15 protein-coding genes, 1 tRNA gene and 1 pseudogene are annotated in these 21,989 nt (G+C 39.0%); 12 read left to right on the top strand and 5 right to left on the bottom strand.

Annotation, left to right across the window (positions count from 1 at the left end; translation table 11 throughout):
* Positions 1 to 82: 82 nt before the first annotated feature.
* The 3 genes from ACJJVW_RS05190 to ACJJVW_RS05180 all read left to right on the top strand — a co-directional run bounded on the left by ACJJVW_RS05190 (position 83) and on the right by ACJJVW_RS05180 (position 2,754).
* Positions 83 to 1,054 (top strand): type I phosphomannose isomerase catalytic subunit, encoded by a 972-nt coding sequence (locus tag ACJJVW_RS05190; RefSeq protein ID WP_405250967.1) that lies wholly within the window; start codon positions 83 to 85, stop codon positions 1,052 to 1,054.
* Between the two features lie 110 nt (positions 1,055 to 1,164).
* Entirely contained in the window at positions 1,165 to 2,391 is a 1,227-nt protein-coding gene (locus tag ACJJVW_RS05185) for a metallophosphoesterase (protein WP_405250966.1), read from the top strand.
* 63 nt (positions 2,392 to 2,454) lie between these two features.
* Positions 2,455 to 2,754 (top strand): co-chaperone YbbN, encoded by a 300-nt coding sequence (locus tag ACJJVW_RS05180; protein ID WP_298329410.1) that lies wholly within the window; start codon positions 2,455 to 2,457, stop codon positions 2,752 to 2,754.
* A 5-nt stretch (positions 2,755 to 2,759) separates the two neighbouring features.
* Here ACJJVW_RS05180 and ACJJVW_RS05175 read toward each other — a convergent pair whose 3' ends face one another.
* Genes ACJJVW_RS05175 through ACJJVW_RS05165 form a run of 3 tightly spaced genes read right to left on the bottom strand, consistent with a single transcriptional unit; the run spans position 2,760 to position 7,702 of the window.
* Positions 2,760 to 3,425 carry a polysaccharide deacetylase family protein gene (locus ACJJVW_RS05175; protein ID WP_405250965.1) on the bottom strand — a complete coding sequence of 222 codons (666 nt, stop codon included), beginning with the start codon at positions 3,423 to 3,425 and terminating at the stop codon, positions 2,760 to 2,762.
* Entirely contained in the window at positions 3,426 to 4,370 is a 945-nt protein-coding gene (locus ACJJVW_RS05170; RefSeq protein ID WP_339846809.1) for a TerC/Alx family metal homeostasis membrane protein, read from the bottom strand.
* A gap of 8 nt (positions 4,371 to 4,378) precedes the next feature.
* The gene (locus ACJJVW_RS05165) at positions 4,379 to 7,702 is read right to left on the bottom strand and encodes a protein O-mannosyl-transferase family (protein ID WP_405250964.1); all 3,324 of its coding nucleotides are present in this window, start codon (positions 7,700 to 7,702) and stop codon (positions 4,379 to 4,381) included.
* Positions 7,703 to 7,955: 253 nt separating this feature from the next.
* Between ACJJVW_RS05165 and ACJJVW_RS05160 the strand changes: the two genes are divergently transcribed.
* Both ACJJVW_RS05160 and ACJJVW_RS05155 read left to right on the top strand, forming a co-directional pair.
* Positions 7,956 to 8,028: transfer RNA gene (locus tag ACJJVW_RS05160), tRNA-Gln, on the top strand.
* Between the two features lie 240 nt (positions 8,029 to 8,268).
* A pseudogene (locus tag ACJJVW_RS05155) lies at positions 8,269 to 8,522 on the top strand (Rho termination factor).
* Positions 8,523 to 8,621: 99 nt separating this feature from the next.
* Here the strand turns inward: ACJJVW_RS05155 and ACJJVW_RS05150 are convergent.
* Positions 8,622 to 9,455 (bottom strand): universal stress protein, encoded by an 834-nt coding sequence (locus tag ACJJVW_RS05150; RefSeq protein ID WP_405250963.1) that lies wholly within the window; start codon positions 9,453 to 9,455, stop codon positions 8,622 to 8,624.
* A gap of 214 nt (positions 9,456 to 9,669) precedes the next feature.
* Between ACJJVW_RS05150 and rimP the strand changes: the two genes are divergently transcribed.
* The 3 genes from rimP to infB are packed head-to-tail and all read left to right on the top strand — an operon-like array spanning position 9,670 to position 14,250.
* Positions 9,670 to 10,134: a ribosome assembly cofactor RimP gene (rimP, locus tag ACJJVW_RS05145; RefSeq protein WP_339846815.1), complete on the top strand. Its 465-nt coding sequence runs from the start codon at positions 9,670 to 9,672 to the stop codon at positions 10,132 to 10,134.
* An 11-nt stretch (positions 10,135 to 10,145) separates the two neighbouring features.
* Entirely contained in the window at positions 10,146 to 11,378 is a 1,233-nt protein-coding gene (gene nusA, locus ACJJVW_RS05140) for a transcription termination factor NusA (RefSeq protein WP_298329393.1), read from the top strand.
* 52 nt (positions 11,379 to 11,430) lie between these two features.
* Entirely contained in the window at positions 11,431 to 14,250 is a 2,820-nt protein-coding gene (infB, locus tag ACJJVW_RS05135; protein ID WP_405250962.1) for a translation initiation factor IF-2, read from the top strand.
* Between the two features lie 327 nt (positions 14,251 to 14,577).
* Here infB and ACJJVW_RS05130 read toward each other — a convergent pair whose 3' ends face one another.
* On the bottom strand, positions 14,578 to 14,973 hold the full coding sequence (locus ACJJVW_RS05130) for an SPOR domain-containing protein (RefSeq protein WP_035335615.1): 396 nt from the start codon (positions 14,971 to 14,973) through the stop codon (positions 14,578 to 14,580).
* 221 nt (positions 14,974 to 15,194) lie between these two features.
* Here ACJJVW_RS05130 and ACJJVW_RS05125 point away from each other — a divergent pair, with 221 nt between their 5' ends.
* The 4 genes from ACJJVW_RS05125 (at position 15,195) to ACJJVW_RS05110 (ending at position 21,986) form a co-directional block, all read left to right on the top strand.
* Positions 15,195 to 16,493, top strand: coding sequence for a c-type cytochrome (locus ACJJVW_RS05125; RefSeq protein WP_405250961.1), 1,299 nt, complete (start codon positions 15,195 to 15,197; stop codon positions 16,491 to 16,493).
* 89 nt (positions 16,494 to 16,582) lie between these two features.
* Positions 16,583 to 19,654: a TAT-variant-translocated molybdopterin oxidoreductase gene (locus ACJJVW_RS05120; RefSeq protein ID WP_405250960.1), complete on the top strand. Its 3,072-nt coding sequence runs from the start codon at positions 16,583 to 16,585 to the stop codon at positions 19,652 to 19,654.
* Between the two features lie 31 nt (positions 19,655 to 19,685).
* The gene (gene nrfD / locus ACJJVW_RS05115) at positions 19,686 to 21,449 is read left to right on the top strand and encodes an NrfD/PsrC family molybdoenzyme membrane anchor subunit (RefSeq protein ID WP_298329785.1); all 1,764 of its coding nucleotides are present in this window, start codon (positions 19,686 to 19,688) and stop codon (positions 21,447 to 21,449) included.
* Positions 21,450 to 21,455: 6 nt separating this feature from the next.
* Positions 21,456 to 21,986: a DUF3341 domain-containing protein gene (locus ACJJVW_RS05110; RefSeq protein ID WP_298329377.1), complete on the top strand. Its 531-nt coding sequence runs from the start codon at positions 21,456 to 21,458 to the stop codon at positions 21,984 to 21,986.
* The last annotated feature ends 3 nt before the right edge of the window (positions 21,987 to 21,989 follow it).

Raw genomic sequence — 21,989 nt, 5'->3', positions numbered from 1 at the left:
ACAAAAATACAGATAGCGAATCAAGAAATAGAAGTGATAGAAAAATTTAAGGTAAGCTGTATATTTGCGACCTATTTAGACTATGAAACTATATCCCTTTTTTTTTACTCCACACTTTAAATACCGCCTTTGGGGTGGTGATAAGCTGCGCACAGAGCTCAATAAAGAATTTAGTGGAGATCAGATAGGTGAATCTTGGGAGGTTTCTGATGTAGAAGGCAGCGAGACACAAGTGTCAAATGGAGCGCTTGCTGGAAATACGTTACATGATCTTATTACCACCTTTGGAGCTCAATTTTTAGGAACGTCTGTGCTTGAGAGATTTGGTACAAATTTCCCTTTGCTTATTAAGTTTCTAGATGCCAAAACTCCGCTTTCTATACAAGTTCACCCAGATGATAAGGTAGCAAAGGAGCGCCATAACTCTTTTGGGAAAAATGAGATGTGGTATATTATGCAAGCAGATCATGATGCAAGTATTATTGTTGGTTTTGAAGAGGATACCTCAAAAGAACAATATGAAGAAGCTGTAAAAAGCGGAAACATAGTTGATCTATTACATACAGAATATATAAAAGAGGGCGATATCTTCCACATACCTACGGGTAGAGTACATGCTATAGGTGCAGGAGTATTACTTGCCGAGATACAGCAAACCTCTGACGTTACTTACCGCATATTTGATTACAATAGGATAGATGCAAAAACTGGAGCTTTGCGAGACTTGCATAGTGAGGAAGCTATCGATGTGGTAGACTTAAAAGGATATGACACTTACAATACCCCTTATAAAACGGAGGTAAACACTGCGGTTTCTATCATGGAAACACCATACTTCCAGACAACATTATTAGCCCTAGAAGGAGAAGCAACAAGGGATTACAGTAATAAGGATTCTTTTACAATCCTTATGTGTGTAGATGGTAGTGCAACGTTCTCATGTGATGATGAGGTGTATGCATTTAAAAAAGGACAAACAGTAGTGCTGCCGGCGGTTGTAAATGAACTTTCATTTGCAAGTAGTCATGCAAAAATTCTAGAAGTTACTGTTTGATAGGTACGCTTTCGCGAAAGCGTATGTAAATAATACCTTTATAGTTAAAGAAACGTGAAACGGAACTCTACTAATAGTTCACCCTCTATTTTTGCCTAAATTCATAAACTGTGCTCAGATTTATTTTTATTATCCTATTCGTGATTGCCTTAGATATATATGCCTATCAAGCATTTAGATTTCTTGTAAAAGGCCGCTGGGGAACCATTTTATACTTTCTTATTACCGTTTTTATTATAGGAGGGATGATTTATCAATTCTCAACTGGTGGAAGACGTAACATGAGTGCGTTGACGCAATTTTTTGTGGTGTCATTTATCATTCTCATTGTTTGTAAGCTAGTAATTATTGCAACTATGTTTGGTGAAGATATCTTTAGACTTATACGCGGTGGAGTGAATAAAATCTCTACAAGCTCAGAAGGGAAAGCAATCCCCTCCCGCCGTAAATTTGTAAGTCAGATTGCATTAGGGCTAGCAGCAATACCATTTGCATCTATTTTATATGGTGTTATAAAAGGGCGTTATAACTTTAAAGTCCTCAAGTATACACTCACCTTTGATGATCTTCCAGCTGCCTTTGATGGTTATAAGATTACTCAGATAAGTGACATACATAGCGGAAGCTTTGATAATAAGGAGAAGGTAAATTATGCCATAGATCTTATCAATGAGCAGGCGAGTGATGCTATCTTATTTACTGGAGATATGGTTAATAATGAGGCGAGCGAGATGGATCAATGGCAAGAATCTTTTGCTCGTTTGCGTGCAAAAGATGGAAAGTTTTCAGTCTTAGGGAACCATGATTATGGTGATTATGTAGAATGGCCTACTGCTCAAGCAAAAATTGATAACCTCAATAGGCTCAAAGAAATCCAAAAAGAAATGGATTTTAAGCTATTACTTAATGAACATCACTTTATTAAAAGAGATGGAGAGCGCCTTGCAATTGTAGGGGTAGAAAACTGGGGTGAAGGCGGATTCAAAAAAGCAGGAGATCTCAATAAAGCAATAAGCGGTATAGGTAAGAAAGACTTCAAGATATTAATGAGTCATGATCCCTCACACTGGGAGTTTGAGGTAAAAGATCATCCAGACCATTTTCACTTAACGCTCAGTGGTCACACGCATGGCATGCAATTTGGTATTGAGATACCAGGTTGGTTTAAATGGAGTCCTGTAAAGTGGCGCTATAAATACTGGGCCGGTATCTATGAAGATGCAAAGCAGTATATAAATGTAAACCGTGGTTTTGGGTATCTCGCTTTTCCTGGAAGGGTAGGAATATGGCCTGAGATAACTGTTATAGAGTTGAAAAAAGGTAGTGCAAACGCATAATACCAAGAATGTGCTATCTTTACTAAGCACGTAATCCTTAATTGATTAATAAAATCCATAGGTATGTCAAAATTTGGAGAACTTATAGACGTAAATATTCCGATACTGTTAGACTTCTATACAGACTGGAATGAGAATTCAATGGCAATGCATCCTGTACTTAGGGAAGTAGCTGCTGCAATAGGCGATAAGGGAAAAGTGATTAAGATAGATGTAGATAAGAATAACAAGCTTGCCGAAGCACTGCGCATTAAAGCGTTACCTACACTTATTATTTATAAAAATGGTGAGATGATATGGCGTCAAAGCGGTGAGCTAGATGCAAATACCATTATTGGTATTATGGAAGAGTATTCTTACTAACATCATTATAATTTCCCAAAGCTAAATCCAATATTTTCAAAATACTCAATAACTTTAGGAAGTGCATACTGCAAGTTCTTATATGCTTTTACACTGTCGTGAAAAACGATAATATCTCCATCCTTTGCAGTATCAATTACATTATGTAAACATGCTTCTGGAGTAAGGCTTGATTCCCAGTCATAAGCAACTACACGATACATTACGATTTTATATCCCATTTTGCGCAATGCAGATGCTTGAGTGCGCTTTATTTTCCCATATGGTGGTCTAAATAGCGAACTTGATAATGTATCAGGATTACGTTCTATATGCTTGCTCATCTCAAGTTCGGCGAGCTGTGTGTTTTTTAAATACGTATCGTTATCCGTTTTCCATCCCTGTAAGTGATTGTAGGTGTGATTTCCTATGGCGTGACCTTCGGCAAGGATTCTTTTAAACACCTCTGGATGCTTACGCACATTATCCCCTATGCAAAAAAAAGTAGCGGGAATGGGGTTGTCTCGCTTTCGCGAAAGCGTATCTAAAACAAAATCGGTCACCTCAGGAATAGGTCCGTCATCAAAGGTGAGGTAGATGGTTTTCTTGCCTTTAGGTTTGCTCCATAAATACCAACTTGGATACAACCAAGTCAATATGGAAGGTACTCGCGAAGGTTTTAAAAAGCTCATCTATAGTCGTGTCTGATCTTTGCTAAGAGAGTACATAACTCCTGCGCCTAGACATACAAAAATAACAACGAGTGATAACCATTCTGGGAATGGATAGTAATGACCTACAATAAGTTTTGCAGCGACAAATAGCAGTATTACAAAAACACTATACTTGAGATACTTAAATCGCTCTAGCATATTAGCTAGAAAGAAATAGAGTGATCTTAAGCCCATAATGGCAAATATATTTGAACTATATACTATAAATGGGTCTTTTGTGATAGCTAGTATTGCCGGTATGCTGTCTAAGGCAAATAATAAGTCTGTGAGTTCTATAGTAACCAGTGCGCCAAATAACGCTGTAAAAACACGCTTTCCATCTACTGTAGTGACCCAATTATCTCCGTCTATTATTTTTGAAAATTTAAACCATTTCGCAAGCCCTTTTGGCTCCTCATTCTCTACAGGCTCTTGGTCATCTTTAAGCATCTTAAACGCTGTAAAGAGTAAGATGCCTCCAAAAATGAAATGCATTCCAGGTATTTTATTAATAAGTGTAATGCCTACCCCTATAAGTAGTGCTCTAAATATGATGGCACCTAAAATCCCTAAAAACAACAGTCTATGTTGGAACTGGCTTGGAATCTTAAAAGAGGTGAAGATTACTGCAATCACAAATAGATTATCTACGCTAAGCGATAGCTCAACAAGATAGCCTGTTAAGTAGGTGACTACTGCTTTTGTGCCAGAATAATCATAAGGGTTTGCTACTAGTCCTGAGCTATAAAACCAATAAATAAGCCCTCCAAAGAGAAGGGCATTGGTAATAAAAAAGATAGTCTCGTACGATGCTTTTTTAACGCTTATGGTTGTTCCTTTTTTATGAAGTACAAAAAAGTCTATAAGCAGTAGGATAATTATATAGCCTATTAATAAAGCCCATGGTAAAATACGCTCCTGCATCGTTGAGGTTAATTTAAGTCTGTTAGTACTTCATCTTTTACACTGTCTTGCGCTGGGATCTCAATGGACGGTTCAGGTAGTGTTTCAAGTAATTCTTGAGGAACTTCTTCTCCTTCGTCATCATCGCCCATTAAATATGGGAACGTGCGCATGTAGTTATCAAAGACTTTTGCTTCTTTTTCAAACAGTTCTCTATCATCATTTATAATAAGAAGGTCTACAAGACTTCTGTACTTTTCAATATTAGTCAAGATCTCTTCATAATATTTGTATTGAAGCTCTTCATCTACGTTGCTAAAGTAGGTGAGTTGCTCTTGATATTTAGCAGCAACTTCTTTCCATATTTCTTGAGCACGTTGTGTTTCTCCTATCTCATAATATCCAGTGATATATGGCTCGACAAGCGTATAAAATTCAAAAATATCTACTGGCATTTTTTCCATAGCGAGATCCATGATTTCCTTAGCTTTTTCTGGCTTATTCTCTGCTAGAAGTTGCTCTACTAGACGTGCCATGTTACCTCTATAGGTAATAGCATTAGTGCGTGTCTCACGATCGTGATAGATATCTGGGCTTCCGCTGTTACCCCAGTACCATTTCTTTACGATGTCATACATCTTATCTGCATCTACACGTCCCATATCATAAGGATTACGAGGATCTATAGGAGTCCTTATAGGAATAAGTTTATAAGCTACACCATCTAGTTGCAAGTAGTCCTTCATCCACAAGTAGTCATCATCACCAAAGCTTCCTCCGGTAAAGTAAATAGGTCGTTCCCAGTTATTGCTAGCAATAATGTCTAGCATAAGAAGCCTATTCTTATAAAGAACATTTCCTTTAAGTTCAATGTCTATGTACGGTACAATTTGATCTGCATCATCCATTGGCACTATCTTATTCTTAAGTACAGTTTCCTTATCTACAGGAATACGTACCTTTTTACTAGGAAAGGTGTTAAAAAACTGTCCCTTAGTATATTCTACTTTTGTTCTAGGATCATCACTAGCAACAAAGTTCATCCATTGTGAGATAGGGATAATAGAATCCTTGGTTTCTTGATAAAATAGTGCCTCACGATTAGAAGCTGCATACTTATCATGTGTAAGCGAGCTAGGCACCGGCGGACTTTTATATGCCGCTCTCTTCATTTGGTCATAATACCAGTCTGTATTAATTAAACTAGTATTTACAATACGTACATCGGTGCGATATCCTTCAATTTCTTGAGCATACCAGAGTGCAAATGTGTCATTATCACCTATCGTAAATATAATGGCATTCTCATCTACAGAGTCTAGATACTTCTTTGCCATGGCTAGTGCCGTTTTTCTTCCAGAACGATCATGGTCATCCCAGTTCTGCGAGGCTAGTAATACAGGAGCAGCCAGTAAACATATAGCAGCCACGATAGGCATTGCTATTTTAGGTTTTATAAAATCTTTTACAATATCAAATAGCGCATACACTCCAAAGCCTATCCACATCGCAAAGACGTAAAAAGATCCAACTAGAGCATAATCACGCTCACGAGGTTCAAAGGCACGTTCATTTAAATACACCTTTAAAGCAAGACCTGTAAATAAGAAGAAGACGAGCAATACGGCAAAACGTTTCCAGTCTTTACTTGCGTGAAAAAGTAAACCTAATAACCCTAGTAATAGAGGGAGAAAGAAATAGGTGTTACGAGCTTTATTGTCGGCAACGTCAGACGGTAGGTTGTCTTGTGGTCCCAAGAACATGCTGTCTATAAAGTCTATTCCAGAAATCCAGTTTCCGTTAAAGTCATCGCCCTTACCTTGTATATCATTCTGTCTTCCTACAAAGTTCCACATGAAGTAACGCCAGTACATATACCCAAACTGGAAACTAAACATATAATTCATGTTTGCTGCAAAAGAAGGCTTCTCTACATCTAGGTAACTCCCTATCTGACTCTTTAAAAAGGCATCATAACCTTCATAGTTCACCTTTCCGTCTCTGTAATCTATCTTAAACTGAGTTACAACATCTTGAAGATACTGGCGATCTTCCTCTGGCATATCAGGATCATACTTGATACTGAATTTCAAAGGACCCGTATATTGCATGTAGTTTGCATTGTTTTCTGGGCTCCACATTCTTGGTAAGATGGCATTGTGCGCATCATCAAGATTTTGCTTGGCATTACGCCACTCATTTACCACAACATATTTCCCAAGCGCTTCGTCTTTTTCGTATAACTTCGGTTTATCGAGGTATGGCGTATCTGGATCTAGCCCAGAATAATCTGAGGTAAATTGTGGTCCATAAAAGAGTTTTGTTTCGGCATATTGCTCACGGTTATAGTAAGCAAGTAATGATCGAGCGTTTGATGGGTTGTTCTCATTAATAGTAGTACCAGCATTTGCACGTATAGGAAGCATCATCCAGCTAGAAAACCCTATAAAAATGTAAAGCATGCAAAGCAGCATGGTGTTGAGTAGTGGTTTGTTACGCTTTCGCGAAAGCTTAAATCCGTAAACAAATAAACCTATAAGAAGTAAACCTGCTATAATGGTACCGCTATTAAAAGGTAGTCCCATAGAGTTTACAAAGAATACTTCTAAATATCCAAATAATGATAGCGTATAAGGTAGTAGTAACTTGAAAATAAACATCAATATGGCTACAACGATAACGAGTGCTATAATAAGATTTTTGGCAGTTACTTTTTCTGTATTCTTGAAGAAATAGAGTAAGCCAATTGCTGGGATGGTAAGTAATCCCATAAAGTGAATACCAAATGAGAGTCCGACGATAAATGATATCAATATGAGCCAGCGATTACCTCTTGGTTCGTGCATGTCACGCTCCCACAATAATCCTAAGTAGAATAAAAGAGAGAGTACCACGGCTGCTGGGGCATATACCTCTGCTTCTACGGCATTAAACCAAAAACTATCTGTAAACGCAAATGCAAGAGCGCCTATAGCCGCACTAGCAAGAATTGCTTGTTGCTTTGTTTTTGTGATAAGTTCTGCATTAATAGTAAGCGACCTTGTGATTAATAAGGTGAGCGACCAGAACATGAAAAGTATGGTAAACGCACTTGTGAGGCACGAGAGATAATTTACAGCAAGTGCTATGTAGGTGGCGTCTGGTGCAAAAATAGAAACAAAGGCTCCTAGTATTTGGTAAAGTGGTGCTCCCGGTGGGTGGCCTATTTCTAGTTTTGAGGAGGTGGATATGTACTCACCTGCATCCCAGAAACTCGCTGTGGGCTCTACAGTAAGAGAGTAAACAATAAGGGCAATGGCAAATACTGCCCAGCCTAATATCTTATTATACTTCGCAAAATTGAAGTCGGTCATATTATATATTTTGTAAAGGGACGAAGTTAAGCAATACGTGTGATTTGTGGTAACGCGATAGAGGCATTAATTATTGGCCCTACAAAAACTTTTTTTTCTGTCTATAGTCGCATATTTAATTCAATTTCAAATATTTGAGTAGCATGCTTTGCGTTGGGGGATGATTTGTCATAAAAAAAATCAGATTTTTTTTAAAATAATGTTTGGATTATTAAAACTTTGGTTTAAATTTGCACTCGCTATCAAAAAATAGTGGCCTATGGTGTAACTGGCAACACGTCTGTTTTTGGTGCAGAAGAGTCTAGGTTCGAAACCTAGTGGGCCAACAAGAAACCCGACCTTTAATTAGGTCGGGTTCTTTTTATGCGCTTAAGTTTTTAATAGTATTCTTCCATATAATAGTACGCGCTCAGCTATATCTGCATAGTTATACATTGCTAGTTTATGTTCCCTTTAGCTTTCATCATCTTCAATTTCCCAAAGTCTCTTAAAAAAGTTATACTATTCTAAAAGCTAATGGCTTTAGTGAGTCAAAAGAGTAACTTTAGATGAAAAGACAAGCAATTATGGATAAGGGCAGTAGACCATCAGTTATGAATGAGAAGCAATACGAAGCATTAAAGAATGAGGGAATGAGTAAGGAGAAAGCTGCGCGTATTGCTAATACTCCTGACGCTGGTAAGAAGGGGGGGGCGCTTCAAAGCCTTATGAAGAGCGCTCTAAAAAGGAGTTGTACAAGCAGGCTCAAGATCTAGACATAGACGGCCGTAGTAAAATGGATAAGGAGGAATTAATTAATGCTTTGAGGGAGGGTCATTGATTTATTTTACGCTTTCGCGAAAGCATAAAAAATCTAGAGCACATCAAGAGTGAATATTCCCTCAAATATTCAGTAGTGAATTGTGCTCTAAACTATATTTTAAATCCTGAAAGTGATAACGGGTCGTTTTGCGTGATTTACAAGTCCTTCACTTAATGATCCATTTAAGAAGTGAGCGAGACCTTTGCGGCCATGGGTTGCGATACCTACAAGGCCAGAGTCAATCATTTCGGCAAAATGAAGGATCCCACTTTCTATCGTATTGTCATTATAAATATTTAAGGTGCAGTTTTCTACATGTCCTTCTATATCCATAAACTTTTTCATTTGTTCTTCGACTTCGTGGGTTGATCTAAAATCTCCTGGGGTATTTACGTAAAGAGAGTGGAGTTGTGCATTATTTGTTTTGGCGAAGGCAATAGCTTGTTTGAATGCATTGTGATTCTCAGCCTGAAAGTCTAGTGCATAAATAAAATTTTTAATCTCAAATTGCTCGTGCCTATTCTTGATAATCAATACAGGGATTTTAGAATTACGCACAACCTTTTCTGCATTTGAGCCAACGAAGAATTCGTGTAAACCGCTATCACCATGAGATCCCATTACTATAATGTCTGATTGATATTTATTTACATAATCCATTATTCCTTCAAAGGCGCCATCAAATTCGGCGCTTTCCTCGATGGTGACTCCGTCTAAGAAAGGTGCGCTCATCATGGATTCAAATCTTTGATGGGCTAGTTTCATGAAGAAAATTGCTTCGGGAAGTTCGCTTTGATTTCCAGTGACCGCATCTACAAGAGTCATGGGGAGGTCTACCATGTGTAGCAGGTTGATTGAGGCATTGTGTTTCTTTGCTAGATCTGCGGCAACTCGCAATGCGTTTTCGGCCTGTTTAGAAAAATCTGTAGGTACAAGTATCTTTTTAATCATGCTAACAATTATTTAGTGAATCTGACTATCAAGATAGACGCCCTGTCGTCTCGTAGAACAGATGTAAATACTCATTAAGAAAGGCATCTTAAATTTACAAAATAATACGCAGGGTTTTAGGCTTTTAAAAACGGATAATTTGTAGTATATTTGCACCGTTGAAAGACGAAGTGAATACAGAGGGGACAGCGGTCCCCTCTTTTTATAGGCTTATATGTTGAAGGAAAAAGTAACCAATTTACTACAAGAAGCACTGGATGAAAATCCAAGTTTATTTTTGATTAGTCTTGATATTCAAGGGAATAACGAGGTTAAAATCATTATAGATGGTGATAGTGGTGTGACAGTTGAGGATTGCATGGCGGTGAGTCGTAAGGTAGAACATAACTTAGATCGTGAGGAAGAAGACTTCTCGCTAGAAGTGATGTCTGCTGGCGCAACAAGCCCTTTGGAAATCCCTAGGCAGTACAAAAAGAATATAGGTAGACACCTAGAAGTGAAGACGCAGGATGGTGAGAAAATCGAAGGATTGATGACCGAGGCGACAGATGCAGAGATTACGCTTACTTGGAAAACAAGAGAGCCTAAGCCTGTAGGTAAAGGAAAAGTAACTGTCGAAAAGATAGAGACGTTCCCTTACAGTGAGATAGTTCAAGCAAAAGTGATGATTAAATTTTAACAAATGTTGATATGGAGAATTTAGCGTTAATCGATTCTTTTTCAGAATTCAAGGACGATAAATTAATAGATCGTGTAACCTTAATGGCCATCTTAGAAGAGGTGTTCAGAAGTACGTTAAAGCGACGTTTTGGTAGTGATGATAACTTTGATATTATTATAAATCCTGATAAAGGAGATCTTGAGATCTGGCGTAACCGTGTGGTTGTAGCAGATGGCGAGGTTGAAGATGATAACGAAGAGATTTCATTAACTAATGCTCGCAAGATTGAAGAAGATTTTGAAGTAGGAGAAGATGTGTCTGAGGAGGTGAAGCTTTTTGACTTAGGTCGACGTTCTATTTTGGCATTACGTCAAAATTTAATTAGCAAGATTCACGAGCATGATAACACTAATATCTACAAGCAGTTTAAAGAGCTTGAAGGTCAGTTGTATACTGCAGAGGTGCACCATATTAGACATAGAGCTATCATTTTACTTGATGATGATGGAAACGAGATTATCTTACCAAAAGATCGTCAGATACCTTCAGATTTTTTCCGTAAAGGAGAAAATGTACGTGGAGTAATTGAGAGTGTAGAGTTAAAAGGTAATAAGCCTTCAATCGTTATGTCTCGTACTTCTCCATTATTCTTAGAGAAGTTATTTGAGTCTGAAATACCAGAGGTTTTTGATGGTTTAATTACTGTTAAGAAAGTTGTGCGTATTCCAGGTGAGAAGGCAAAAGTAGCAGTAGACTCTTATGATGATCGTATTGATCCTGTAGGAGCTTGTGTTGGTATGAAGGGTTCTCGTATTCACGGTATTGTACGTGAGTTAGGAAATGAGAATATTGATGTGATAAATTACACAACAAACCTTAACTTGTACATTACTAGAGCTTTGAGCCCTGCGCGTATTACAAGTATTAAGATTAATGAGGAAAATAAAACCGCACAAGCAGTTCTTAAGCCTGAAGAGGTAAGTAAGGCTATAGGTCGCGGTGGTCATAACATTCGTTTGGCTGGACAGCTTACTGGATATGAGATTGACGTTTACAGAGAAGGTGTAGAGGAAGACGTTGAGCTTACAGAATTTTCAGATGAGATAGAAGCGTGGGTAATTGAAGCTTTCGCGAAAATTGGTCTTGATACCGCAAGAAGCGTATTAGAGCAAGATGCAGAAGATCTAGTACGTCGTACAGATTTAGAAGAAGAAACAGTTCTTGATGTGATGAGAATCCTTAAGGCAGAATTTGAAGAATAGAGTACCCTACGAGCGGAAGTAAGTAGGTTAAGAATAAAATTTAGAGCAGTTTATGGCAGCAGCAACAATGCGATTAAACAAGGTATTACGAGAAATGAACATTTCTCTTGATCGTGCCGTTGAGTTCCTAGGAACCAAAGGTATCGAGATAGAGGCGCGTCCGACTACGAAAATCACTACGGAGGTTTACGAGGTGCTTTCGGGGGAATTTCAAACGGATGCCAATAAGAAAGTAGCTTCTAAGGAAGTTGCCGAAGCAAAAGAGAAAGAGAAGGAGGCACTGCGCGCCGCTCGAGAAGTTGAGATCGAAGCAAAAGCTGAGGCAAAAGCCGAAGCGCCTAAAAAGCAAGAGGTTGTTAAGGCTAAAGCACAGCTTAGCGGACCAAAGCAAGTGGGTAAAATCGATCTTAGTAAACCAGCAGGAAATATAGCAGACCGTAAGGAAGCTAAAAAAGAAGCTGTAGAAGATGTGAAGCCAGTGGAAGAGGTTAAGCCTGTAAAAGGGGTGAAGACTGAAGAAGCGGCTACTCCAAAGGTGGAAGTGAAAGAAACTCCAGCTCCTGTGGTCGAAGCAAAGAAGGAAGAGGTTAAATCTGATATCAAAGCTAAAGCGCCAGAGAAAAAGGAAGCTCCAGTAGCTAAAAAGGAAGAGGCAAAACCTGCCGATTCTAAAGCTAAGAAAGAGGAAAAAGAAGTGCGTTTAGGGGACGAAGTTCTCAAGACGGATTATAAAAAACTTAACGGTCCTAACTTTACAGGACAGAAGATTGATCTTTCTAAGTTTAAAAAACCTGAGAAAAAATCATCTGCTTCAGACGATAAGAAAAAACGTCGTCGCCGTATTACAAAGCCAGGAACTACTACAGGTGGTTCAAAACCTGGAGGAAATAATACGCGTGGGGGTAATAATTCTCGAGGCGGAAATAACGCTGGTAAAGGTAGAGGTCGTGTTGTTAAAGCAGAGCCTACTGAAGAAGAAGTACAAAAACAAATCCGTGAGACTCTTGAAAAACTTCAAGGAAAGTCAAGCAAAGGAAAAGGAGCAAAATATCGTCGTGATAAGCGTGATCAACACCGTCAAAAGACAGAGGATGATCAGGCACAGCAGGATATAGAAAGTAAAATCCTTAAAGTAACAGAGTTTGTTACGGTAAGTGAAGTTGCTACTATGATGGATGTAGGTGTTACTCAAATTATATCAGCGTGTATGTCACTTGGTATGATGGTGACAATGAACCAGCGTCTTGATGCAGAAACGATTTCTATTGTTGCAGATGAGTTTGGATATACAGTAGAATTTGTAAATGCAGACATTGAGGATTCTATCGAAGAGGTAGTGGACTTGCCAGAAGATCTTGTTGAAAGAGCTCCTATTGTAACTGTAATGGGTCACGTAGATCATGGTAAAACATCTTTACTTGATTACATACGTGAAGAAAACGTTATTGCAGGTGAGAGTGGAGGAATCACACAGCACATTGGTGCTTATGGGGTGCAACTTGAAAATGGTAAGAAAGTAGCATTCTTAGATACTCCAGGTCACGAAGCCTTTACGGCAATGCGTGCACGTGGTGCTCAGGTTACTGATATTGCAGTAATTGTAGTTGCAGCAGATGATAGTATAATGCCACAAACTAAAGAGGCAATCTCTCACGCACAAGCAGCGGGAGTGCCTATCGTTTTTGCAATTAACAAGATAGATTTGCCAGCAGCAAATCCAGAGAAAATAAAAGAAGGACTTGCTCAAATGAATCTTCTAGTAGAGGATTGGGGAGGTAAAATACAATCACAAGAAATTTCTGCAAAGAAAGGAACTGGTGTTAAGGAATTACTTGAAAAAGTATTACTTGAAGCAGAGCTACTTGAGCTTAAGGCAAACCCTAATAGAAATGCAAATGGAACCGTAGTTGAAGCTTTCCTTGATAAAGGACGTGGATATGTATCTACTATTCTTGTGCAGGCAGGTACGCTTTCAGTGGGTGATTATGTATTAGCTGGTACAACATCTGGAAAGGTGAAGGCAATGCATGATGAGCGCGGTAAGAAAATTAAAAAAGCGGGTCCATCTACTCCAGTTTCAGTTTTAGGACTTGATGGAGCTCCACAGGCTGGTGATAAGTTTGTTGTGATGTCAGATGAGCGTGAAGCAAAAGATATTGCAACGAAGCGTACGCAACTACAGCGTGAGCAAAATGTGCGTACACAACGTCATATTACACTTGATGAAATAGGCCGTCGTATCGCATTAGGAGACTTTAAAGAGCTTAATATTATTCTTAAAGGAGATGTGGATGGATCTGTAGAAGCACTTACAGATAGTTTCCAGAAGCTATCTACTGAGGAGATCGCAGTAAACATTATACACAAAGGTGTTGGTGCTATTACAGAGAGTGATGTGTTGCTAGCTTCTGCTTCAGACGCTATAATTATTGGATTTAACGTTCGACCAGCAGGTAATGCGAGACAGGTTGCAGATAAAGAAGAAATCGATATCCGTACATACTCAATTATCTATGATGCGATAAACGATCTTAAAGATGCAATGGAAGGTATGCTTTCTCCAGAGATGAGAGAAGAGATAACTGGTACTGCAGAGATCCGTGAGACATTCAAGATATCTAAAGTGGGTACAATCGCAGGTTGTATGGTTATGAACGGTAAGATCTTTAGAAATTCAAACATTCGTCTTATCCGTGATAGTGTAGTAGTATATACTGGTACTCTTGCGGCCTTAAAACGATTTAAGGATGACGTTAAGGAAGTATCAAAAGGATATGACTGTGGTATGCAGATTAAGAATTACAACGATATTAAAATTGACGATGTAATCGAAGCATTCCAAGAAGTAGCTGTAAAGAAGAAGCTTAAATAGAATCACAGAACGCTTAATTATATAAATCGCTTAGGAGTTATCTTAAGCGATTTTTTTATGCGCTTTCGCGAAAGTGTTACAGGTTAATTATAATGTTGCTTGTGTCATCTGTCGTTATCTCAATTAAGAGTGGTTGTTTGATTGCACTAGTAGGTTTTGTCAAGGTTCAGGCTGAGCTGTTAGTGAAGTTGTGGTTGATGCGATTTGGGCTTTATGAGCAGCTTCTAATGCGTTTTGCTGGAGAGAACTATGTTTTCTAAACTAAGCATAAAAAAACCCTTAAAAACAGTTAAGTTGATAAGGGGGTGTAATTGGTGTCGTGATTGATTAGTCGCGACCATCTGGTTTGAAGATGAAAGCGCTTGGAAAGTCTTTCTTGATTTCCATAAGAGCTCTGTCTGCCTCGCGTCTGTTTCTAAAACTTCCTATCCATACTTTATAGTTAGGGGTTTCGTGTTTTATAGACGAAGACCACGTCCCTACACGATTTCTGTATTTTTTTAATGTTGAGCTTGCGGTATTTAAGCTTCCAGAATAGAGTTGTATTTTATATCTATCTGTTAACTTACCTTCCTTCTCAAGGTTACTTTTCAAATCAAGAAGTTCAGTGATTCTTTCATCTTGATTTATAGTGGATTGTGCGGTTTGTGCTTTCGCGAAAGCGAATGAAAACACAGCAGCGGCTAGTGCTAATTGTATGTTTTTAAACGTAATGCCGTTCATAATTGTTTTATTTTTTGTAAAGGTAAAAGATTAAAACTTAAACAAATTAAAATTATTATTTAGAACTGTTATAAATTAATAAGAACCCTTGTAAGGTGTCTTTGAGAATGCAGTTTGTGTAGTATTTTTGCTAACCATTTTGCGTGCGAGATTAACAGGCTCTTAACAATCTTATTTGTCTAAAAATCGTGCCATCTTTTTGAAGCTAATTCAATATTAATATGATACAGGTTAAACGCCAAAATTCATTCTCAAGAGTCCTTACCCTAGCCGTGGTGGTGATTCTTACACTTTCTAGTTCTCTTTTTGCGCAAGACGCGCCTGTTGCTGATGCTAAGGCTGGTGAAGCTTTATTCAAGGCAAATTGTGCTGCTTGTCATAAACTGTATAAGCCTATGACGGGTCCATTACTTCATCAGGTTTCTGAGAAGTATGACCGTGAGTGGTTGTATAAGTGGATTAAGAATAGTCAAGGGCTTATCAAGTCTGGTGATGCACTTGCGGTAAAAGTGTATGAGGAAAACGGTAATAAAGTGATGAACTCTTTTCCTGCATTGTCTAATGCAGATATAGATAACATCCTTGCTTACACGGATACGCCAAAACCAGAAGCGCCAGTTGGAGTTGCTCCAGTAGGGGGTGCGGATGGAAATCAAGGTGGTGGAGTTTCAAACAACTTGATTCTTGCAATTCTTGGATTTGTACTGTTGCTTCTTGTTGCGGTATTGTTTTTAGTAAACAACACGCTTAATAAGTTTGCTTCGGCTCAAGGAATTGAATTGAAGGCAGAAGAGAAGCGTAAGCCTATCTGGAAAGCATTTGTTGAAAATCAATTCTTAGTACTTGTTTCTGTAATCTTCCTTTTATTGGGTAGTGCATATTTTGCATATGGATGGATGTCTCAAATAGGGGTTGATCAGGGTTATATGCCAGTGCAGCCTATTCATTATTCACACAGAATTCACGCTGGTGAAAATGCTATTGAGTGTAAGTATTGTCACTCATCTGCGCGTGTGTCTAAGCACTCGGGAATACCTTCGTTAAATGTATGTATGAACTGTCACAAGTCTATTGCAGAAGTTGCTGGGCCTGAGTCTGAGTTTACATCTGTTACTGAGGATTACTCAAAAGAATTTTACGATAAAGAAATCCAAAAGCTTTATAAGGCTGTAGGTTGGGATGAGTCAACACAATCTTACACTGGGGAAACTCAGGCGGTAGAGTGGGTTCGTATTCATAATCTTCCAGATTTCGCATACTTTAATCACTCTCAGCACGTAAGTGTGGCAGGTATTGAGTGTCAGAAGTGTCACGGTCCTGTGGAAGAGATGGAGGTTATGTATCAGCATGCTCCTCTTACAATGGGATGGTGTATTAACTGTCACCGTGAGACTAACGTGAAAATTGAGGGTAATGAGTATTACACGGAGATTCACGAGCAACTTGCAAAGAAGTATGGTGTTGAGAAAGTGACTGCTGCTCAAATGGGTGGTCTAGAATGTGGTAAGTGTCACTACTAGAATAGTATCTAGCATGCCTTAATACGGTGTGTATGTTAACCAAAACGAATTATCGATCTAAAGAAGATCACAATTAATAAATTAAGTATATGTCATCAAACAAGAAATACTGGAAAAGTGTCGATGAGCTCCAAGGAGACTCGTCTATCGAGGCGCTAAGACAGAATGAGTTTGTACAAGAAATTCCGACAGATGAATTTTTAGGTGATAAGGAAACGCTTGAGGCTTCAGAAACAACACGTCGTGATTTTTTGAAGTATGTAGGTTTCTCTACTGCCGCAGCTTCCCTCGCAGCTTGTGAAGGTCCTGTTATTAAATCTGTTCCTTACGTAGTGCAGCCAGAACAAATAGTTCCTGGTGTAGCAGACTATTATGCAACAACAATTGCAGATGGTTTTGACTTTGCAAGTGTTCTTGTAAAGACACGCGAAGGTCGCCCTATCAAGATTGAGAATAACGATCTTGCTAAAGGTGGTTTCGGAGCAAATGCTCGTGTTCATGCATCTGTATTAGGAATGTATGATACTAATCGTGCGCAATTCCCTACTGCAGCTGGTGAAGAGGTTTCTTGGTCAGATATAGATAAGGGTGTTGTAGGTGCGCTTGAAGGAGGGAGGAAAGCAGTGTTGCTTACGCAAACATTTGCAAGTCCTTCTACAGATAAACTTATAGAAGAATTTAAAGCTAAGTTTCCTAATGTATCGCACGTAGCGTACGATGCTGCTGGAGAACAATTTGCTTTGGATGCTTTTGAAATGAAATACGGTTTCCGTGCATTACCAGATTATGACTTTGCTAAAGCAGATGTTATAATTGCTGTAGGTGCAGACTTTGTAGGAGATTGGAATGGTGGTGGATATGATTCTGCTTACGGTAAGAAGCGTGTTCCTAAAAATGGAAAGATGTCTAAGCATTTTCAGTTTGAGGCAAACATGTCTCTTTCTGGTGCAAATGCAGATGTTCGTGTGCCATCTACACCATCGCAACAAAAATTAATAGTACAAGCTCTTGCTGGTGGTTCTGTATCTGGTTTACCAGAGGGAATAAAGGCAAAAGTCGCTCAAGCTCGTAAGGCATTACTTGCGGCTGGAGATAACGGACTCCTTATAACAGGAGTGCAAGATGTGGTAACTCAAAAAATAGCGCTTGATTTTAACGCTGGTAAGTCTGTAATGGACACTGCTAAGCCTAAGATGACTCGCTCTGGAGATGCACGCAAGATGATGCAGCTTGTAAAAGATATGAATGCTGGGCAAGTAGGAACTCTTATTATGGCGGGTGTAAACCCTGTATATAGTTTACCTAATGCTACAGAGTTTACAGAAGGTCTTAAGAAGGTAGAAGTTTCTGTCGCTTGTTCTATAAGAGCAGACGAGACTGCAGCTTTATCTACACATATAGCTCCTGTACCACATTACCTAGAATCTTGGGGAGATGTGCAAATCAAAATGGGAGAGGTAAGCCTTCAGCAACCTACGATAAAAGAAATTTTCAACACACGTCAATTTCAACAGAGTTTGTTGACTTGGATGGGTGAGGATAAAACATATTACGAGTATCTTAAGGATACAATGACTTCGGCTGGACTTCCTTTTAATAAGTCTGTTCAAGCTGGTGTTGTTGAAACTAACGCTTTCGCGAAAGCGGTGACACCTTCAAATACATCAATCACTTCAGATGCTGGATTATCGAGCACATTACAAGAAGGAACTGGTGATTTTGAATTGACGTTATACACAATGACGTCAATGGGTGACGGTACACAGGCAAACAACCCATGGTTGCAAGAGATGCCAGATCCGTTAACACGTTGTACTTGGGATAACTACTTGACAATGTCTGAGGCAGATGCCAAAGAGAAAGGATTGTGGTTTGATAGAAGTACATTCTTCACAGAAGCACGTCACAATGCAAACGGTGGTCTTAACGGTCATTATGCAAATGTTACTGTAAACGGTGTTACCTTAGAGAATGTTCCTGTAATGATTCAGCCAGGTCAGGCTAAAGGATCTGTGGGACTTGCTGTAGGGTATGGTCGTAAAAACGGAATTCAAGAGGAGATGCAAACGGGTGTAAATGCATTCCCGTTAATGCAGAACTTCCAGACAACTCAAAAAGTATCTATTGAAAAAGTAGGTGGTGTACATGAATTTGCATCTGTGCAACTTCACAATACATTGATGGGTCGTGGGGATATCGTAAAAGAAACTACACTTGAGATCTTTAATACAAAAGACAAGCACTCTTGGAATGTAATGCCAGAAGTGAGTAAAGGTCATATAGAATATGAAGTAACTTCACCAGAAGTTGATCTTTGGGATGAATTTGATCGTTCTGTTGGACATCACTTTAATCTTGCTATAGACTTAAATGCATGTACCGGTTGTGGTGCCTGTGTGATTGCTTGTCACGCTGAGAACAATGTTCCTGTAGTAGGTAAGTCAGAAATACGTCGTAGTCGCGATATGCACTGGTTGCGTATTGATAGATATTACTCTTCTGAGGAGACGTTTGAGCTTGATGATACTAAGAAAAATGATTTTAGTGGTTTAGGTGGTGATAAAGGTTCTCTTGGAGGATTTGGTGAGCTAGAAGATCCAGCGGCAAACCCGCAGGTTGCTTTCCAGCCTATCATGTGCCAGCACTGTAACCACGCACCATGTGAAACAGTTTGTCCAGTTGCAGCATCTGCACACGGTAAGCAAGGTCAAAACCATATGACGTACAACCGTTGTGTAGGTACAAGATATTGTGCAAATAACTGTCCATATAAAGTACGTCGTTTTAACTGGTTCCTATATAACGGGAATGATGAGTTTGATTACCACATGAATAACGACCTTGGTCGTATGGTAATTAACCCAGATGTAACAGTTCGTTCACGAGGAGTTATGGAGAAATGTTCTATGTGTATTCAAATGACACAGAAGACTATTCTTGATGCAAAGCGTGATGGACGTAAAGTAAAAGACGGAGAGTTTGCTACAGCTTGCTCTAACGCTTGTACAAGTGGAGCTCTTGCCTTTGGAGATATAAACGATAAGGAGAGTGAAATTGAAACGCTTAGAACAGATGATCGTATGTATCACTTGCTTGAGCATGTAGGAACAAAACCTAATGTATTCTACCAGACAATGGTACGTAATACAGAAGAAGCATAAAAACAACTAATCTAAAGACTAATTATATAGGATTATGGCGCATTACGAAGCACCTATACGAAGACCACTAGTTACCGGAGATAAAACTTATCACGATGTAACTTTAGATATAGTCGCTCCTGTTGAAGGACGAGCTAATAAATCATGGTGGATCGTATTCTCTATCGCACTTGTTGCTTTCTTATGGGGAATAGGCTGTATTATCTATACTGTAACAAACGGTATTGGTAGTTGGGGTCTAAACAAAACCGTAGGATGGGCTTGGGATATTACCAACTTTGTATGGTGGGTAGGAATCGGGCACGCAGGAACATTGATATCTGCGGTACTATTATTATTCCGTCAGAAGTGGCGTATGGCAATTAACCGTTCGGCAGAGGCGATGACTATCTTCTCTGTAGTACAAGCTGGTTTGTTTCCTATTATTCACATGGGGCGTCCATGGCTAGCGTATTGGGTGTTACCTATACCTAACCAATTTGGTTCTCTATGGGTTAACTTTAACTCACCGCTACTTTGGGATGTATTTGCAATTTCTACATACCTTTCTGTGTCACTAGTATTCTGGTGGACTGGATTGCTTCCTGATTTTGCGATGATTCGTGATAGAGCTGTAAAGCCTTTCCAAAAGAAGATTTACAGTCTACTAGCCTTCGGTTGGTCAGGTAGAGCAAAAGATTGGCAGCGTTTTGAAGAAGTATCATTGGTACTTGCAGGTCTTGCAACACCATTAGTACTTTCTGTACACACGATTGTATCTTTTGACTTTGCAACTTCGGTTATACCGGGATGGCACACTACTATTTTCCCTCCTTACTTTGTTGCGGGAGCTGTATTCTCTGGTTTTGCCATGGTAAATACACTTCTTATTATAATGCGTAAGGTTGTGAGTTTAGAAAACTATATAACAGTACAGCACATCGAGCTTATGAACATTGTAATTATGATTACAGGTTCTATAGTAGGTGTTGCTTATATTACTGAGTTATTTATGGCTTGGTACTCTGGTGTAGAGTATGAGCAGTATGCATTCTTAAACAGAGCAACTGGACCTTATGCTTGGGCATATTGGAGTATGATGATATGTAATGTATTCTCTCCTCAATTTATGTGGTTCCCAAAACTGAGAAGATCTATAATGTTCTCTTTTATTATATCAATTGTAGTAAACATAGGAATGTGGTTTGAGCGTTTTGTGATTATTGTAACTTCACTTCACCGTGATTACTTACCATCATCATGGACGATGTTCTCACCTACATTTGTAGATATAGGTATCTTTATTGGTACTATAGGTTTCTTCTTCGTATTGTTCTTATTATATGCTCGTACATTCCCAGTGATTGCACAAGCAGAAGTAAAGACAATCATGAAGTCTTCTGGAGAGCGTTACAAGAAATTACGCGAGTCGGGACAATCATTAGTAGGTACAGGGGCAGATCCTCGTACTTCTGGTGGACCTGTAAAAATTAATCTTGACGGCGCATACATTGCTAAGCCACAGGAATTATCTAAAGGGGAAACTGTTATCGCAGAAGATAATCATGGTGCTGATTCATTAACTGACCGTCTAGGTTCATTTGATGCTGCAACACAGAAAGCAGACGATCTTAAAGTGATTAACGGTATTGGACCTAAAATGGAGGAGAAGCTTAATGTTCTTGGTATTTATACTTATGAGCAGGTAAGCAGAATGACTTCTAATGAGTACACGTTACTTGATAATCTAACTGGATCATTTCCTGGTCGTGCAGAGCGCGATGACTGGGCTGGTCAAGCTAACAATCTTAAATAATTAAGTATGGCATCTACAGTTATACACGCAATATACACGGATGATGATGTTCTTATGAACGCTGTCAAGGAGGTAAAGAAGAAGCATCTTCATATCAATGATATCTTTACGCCATTCCCTGTACACGGACTTGATAAGGCTATGGGCCTTGCACCTACTCGTCTTGCTATCACAGCATTCCTTTATGGGTGTGTTGGGATTACAGTAGCGACATTAATGATGAACTTTATAATGATTGAGGACTGGCCACAGAACATTGGTGGTAAGCCTTCTTTTAGTTACATAGAGAACATGCCGGCTTTTGTGCCTATCATGTTTGAACTTACTGTGTTTTTTGCCGCTCACTTAATGGTAATTACTTTTTACTTAAGAAGTAAATTATGGCCATTTAAGAAAGCTGAAAATCCAGATGTACGTACAACAGATGATCACTTCCTTATGGAGATTGACGCAACTGGTAAGGATGGAGAAGAGCTCGCAAACTTTTTAGTTACAACAGGAGCCGTAGAGATTAATTTAATTGCAAACGAAGCATAAGCC

Origin of the sequence: Dokdonia sp. Asnod3-C12, from assembly GCF_045063975.1 — a bacterium.
In the GTDB taxonomy this organism is placed as follows: domain Bacteria; phylum Bacteroidota; class Bacteroidia; order Flavobacteriales; family Flavobacteriaceae; genus Dokdonia.
This window is presented reverse-complemented; position numbering and strand designations above follow the sequence as displayed.

Bases quoted from the DNA above. Each gene is read 5' to 3' on its own strand.
- ACJJVW_RS05190 (WP_405250967.1), top strand. From the start codon at position 83: ATGAAACTATATCCCTTTTTTTTTACTCCACACTTTAAATACCGCCTT.
- ACJJVW_RS05180 (WP_298329410.1), top strand. From the start codon at position 2,455: ATGTCAAAATTTGGAGAACTTATAGACGTAAATATTCCGATACTGTTA.
- ACJJVW_RS05175 (WP_405250965.1), bottom strand. From the start codon at position 3,425: ATGAGCTTTTTAAAACCTTCGCGAGTACCTTCCATATTGACTTGGTTG.
- ACJJVW_RS05170 (WP_339846809.1), bottom strand. From the start codon at position 4,370: ATGCAGGAGCGTATTTTACCATGGGCTTTATTAATAGGCTATATAATT.
- ACJJVW_RS05165 (WP_405250964.1), bottom strand. From the start codon at position 7,702: ATGACCGACTTCAATTTTGCGAAGTATAATAAGATATTAGGCTGGGCA.
- ACJJVW_RS05150 (WP_405250963.1), bottom strand. From the start codon at position 9,455: ATGATTAAAAAGATACTTGTACCTACAGATTTTTCTAAACAGGCCGAA.
- rimP (WP_339846815.1), top strand. From the start codon at position 9,670: ATGTTGAAGGAAAAAGTAACCAATTTACTACAAGAAGCACTGGATGAA.
- nusA (WP_298329393.1), top strand. From the start codon at position 10,146: ATGGAGAATTTAGCGTTAATCGATTCTTTTTCAGAATTCAAGGACGAT.
- infB (WP_405250962.1), top strand. From the start codon at position 11,431: ATGGCAGCAGCAACAATGCGATTAAACAAGGTATTACGAGAAATGAAC.
- ACJJVW_RS05130 (WP_035335615.1), bottom strand. From the start codon at position 14,973: ATGAACGGCATTACGTTTAAAAACATACAATTAGCACTAGCCGCTGCT.
- ACJJVW_RS05125 (WP_405250961.1), top strand. From the start codon at position 15,195: ATGATACAGGTTAAACGCCAAAATTCATTCTCAAGAGTCCTTACCCTA.
- ACJJVW_RS05120 (WP_405250960.1), top strand. From the start codon at position 16,583: ATGTCATCAAACAAGAAATACTGGAAAAGTGTCGATGAGCTCCAAGGA.
- ACJJVW_RS05110 (WP_298329377.1), top strand. From the start codon at position 21,456: ATGGCATCTACAGTTATACACGCAATATACACGGATGATGATGTTCTT.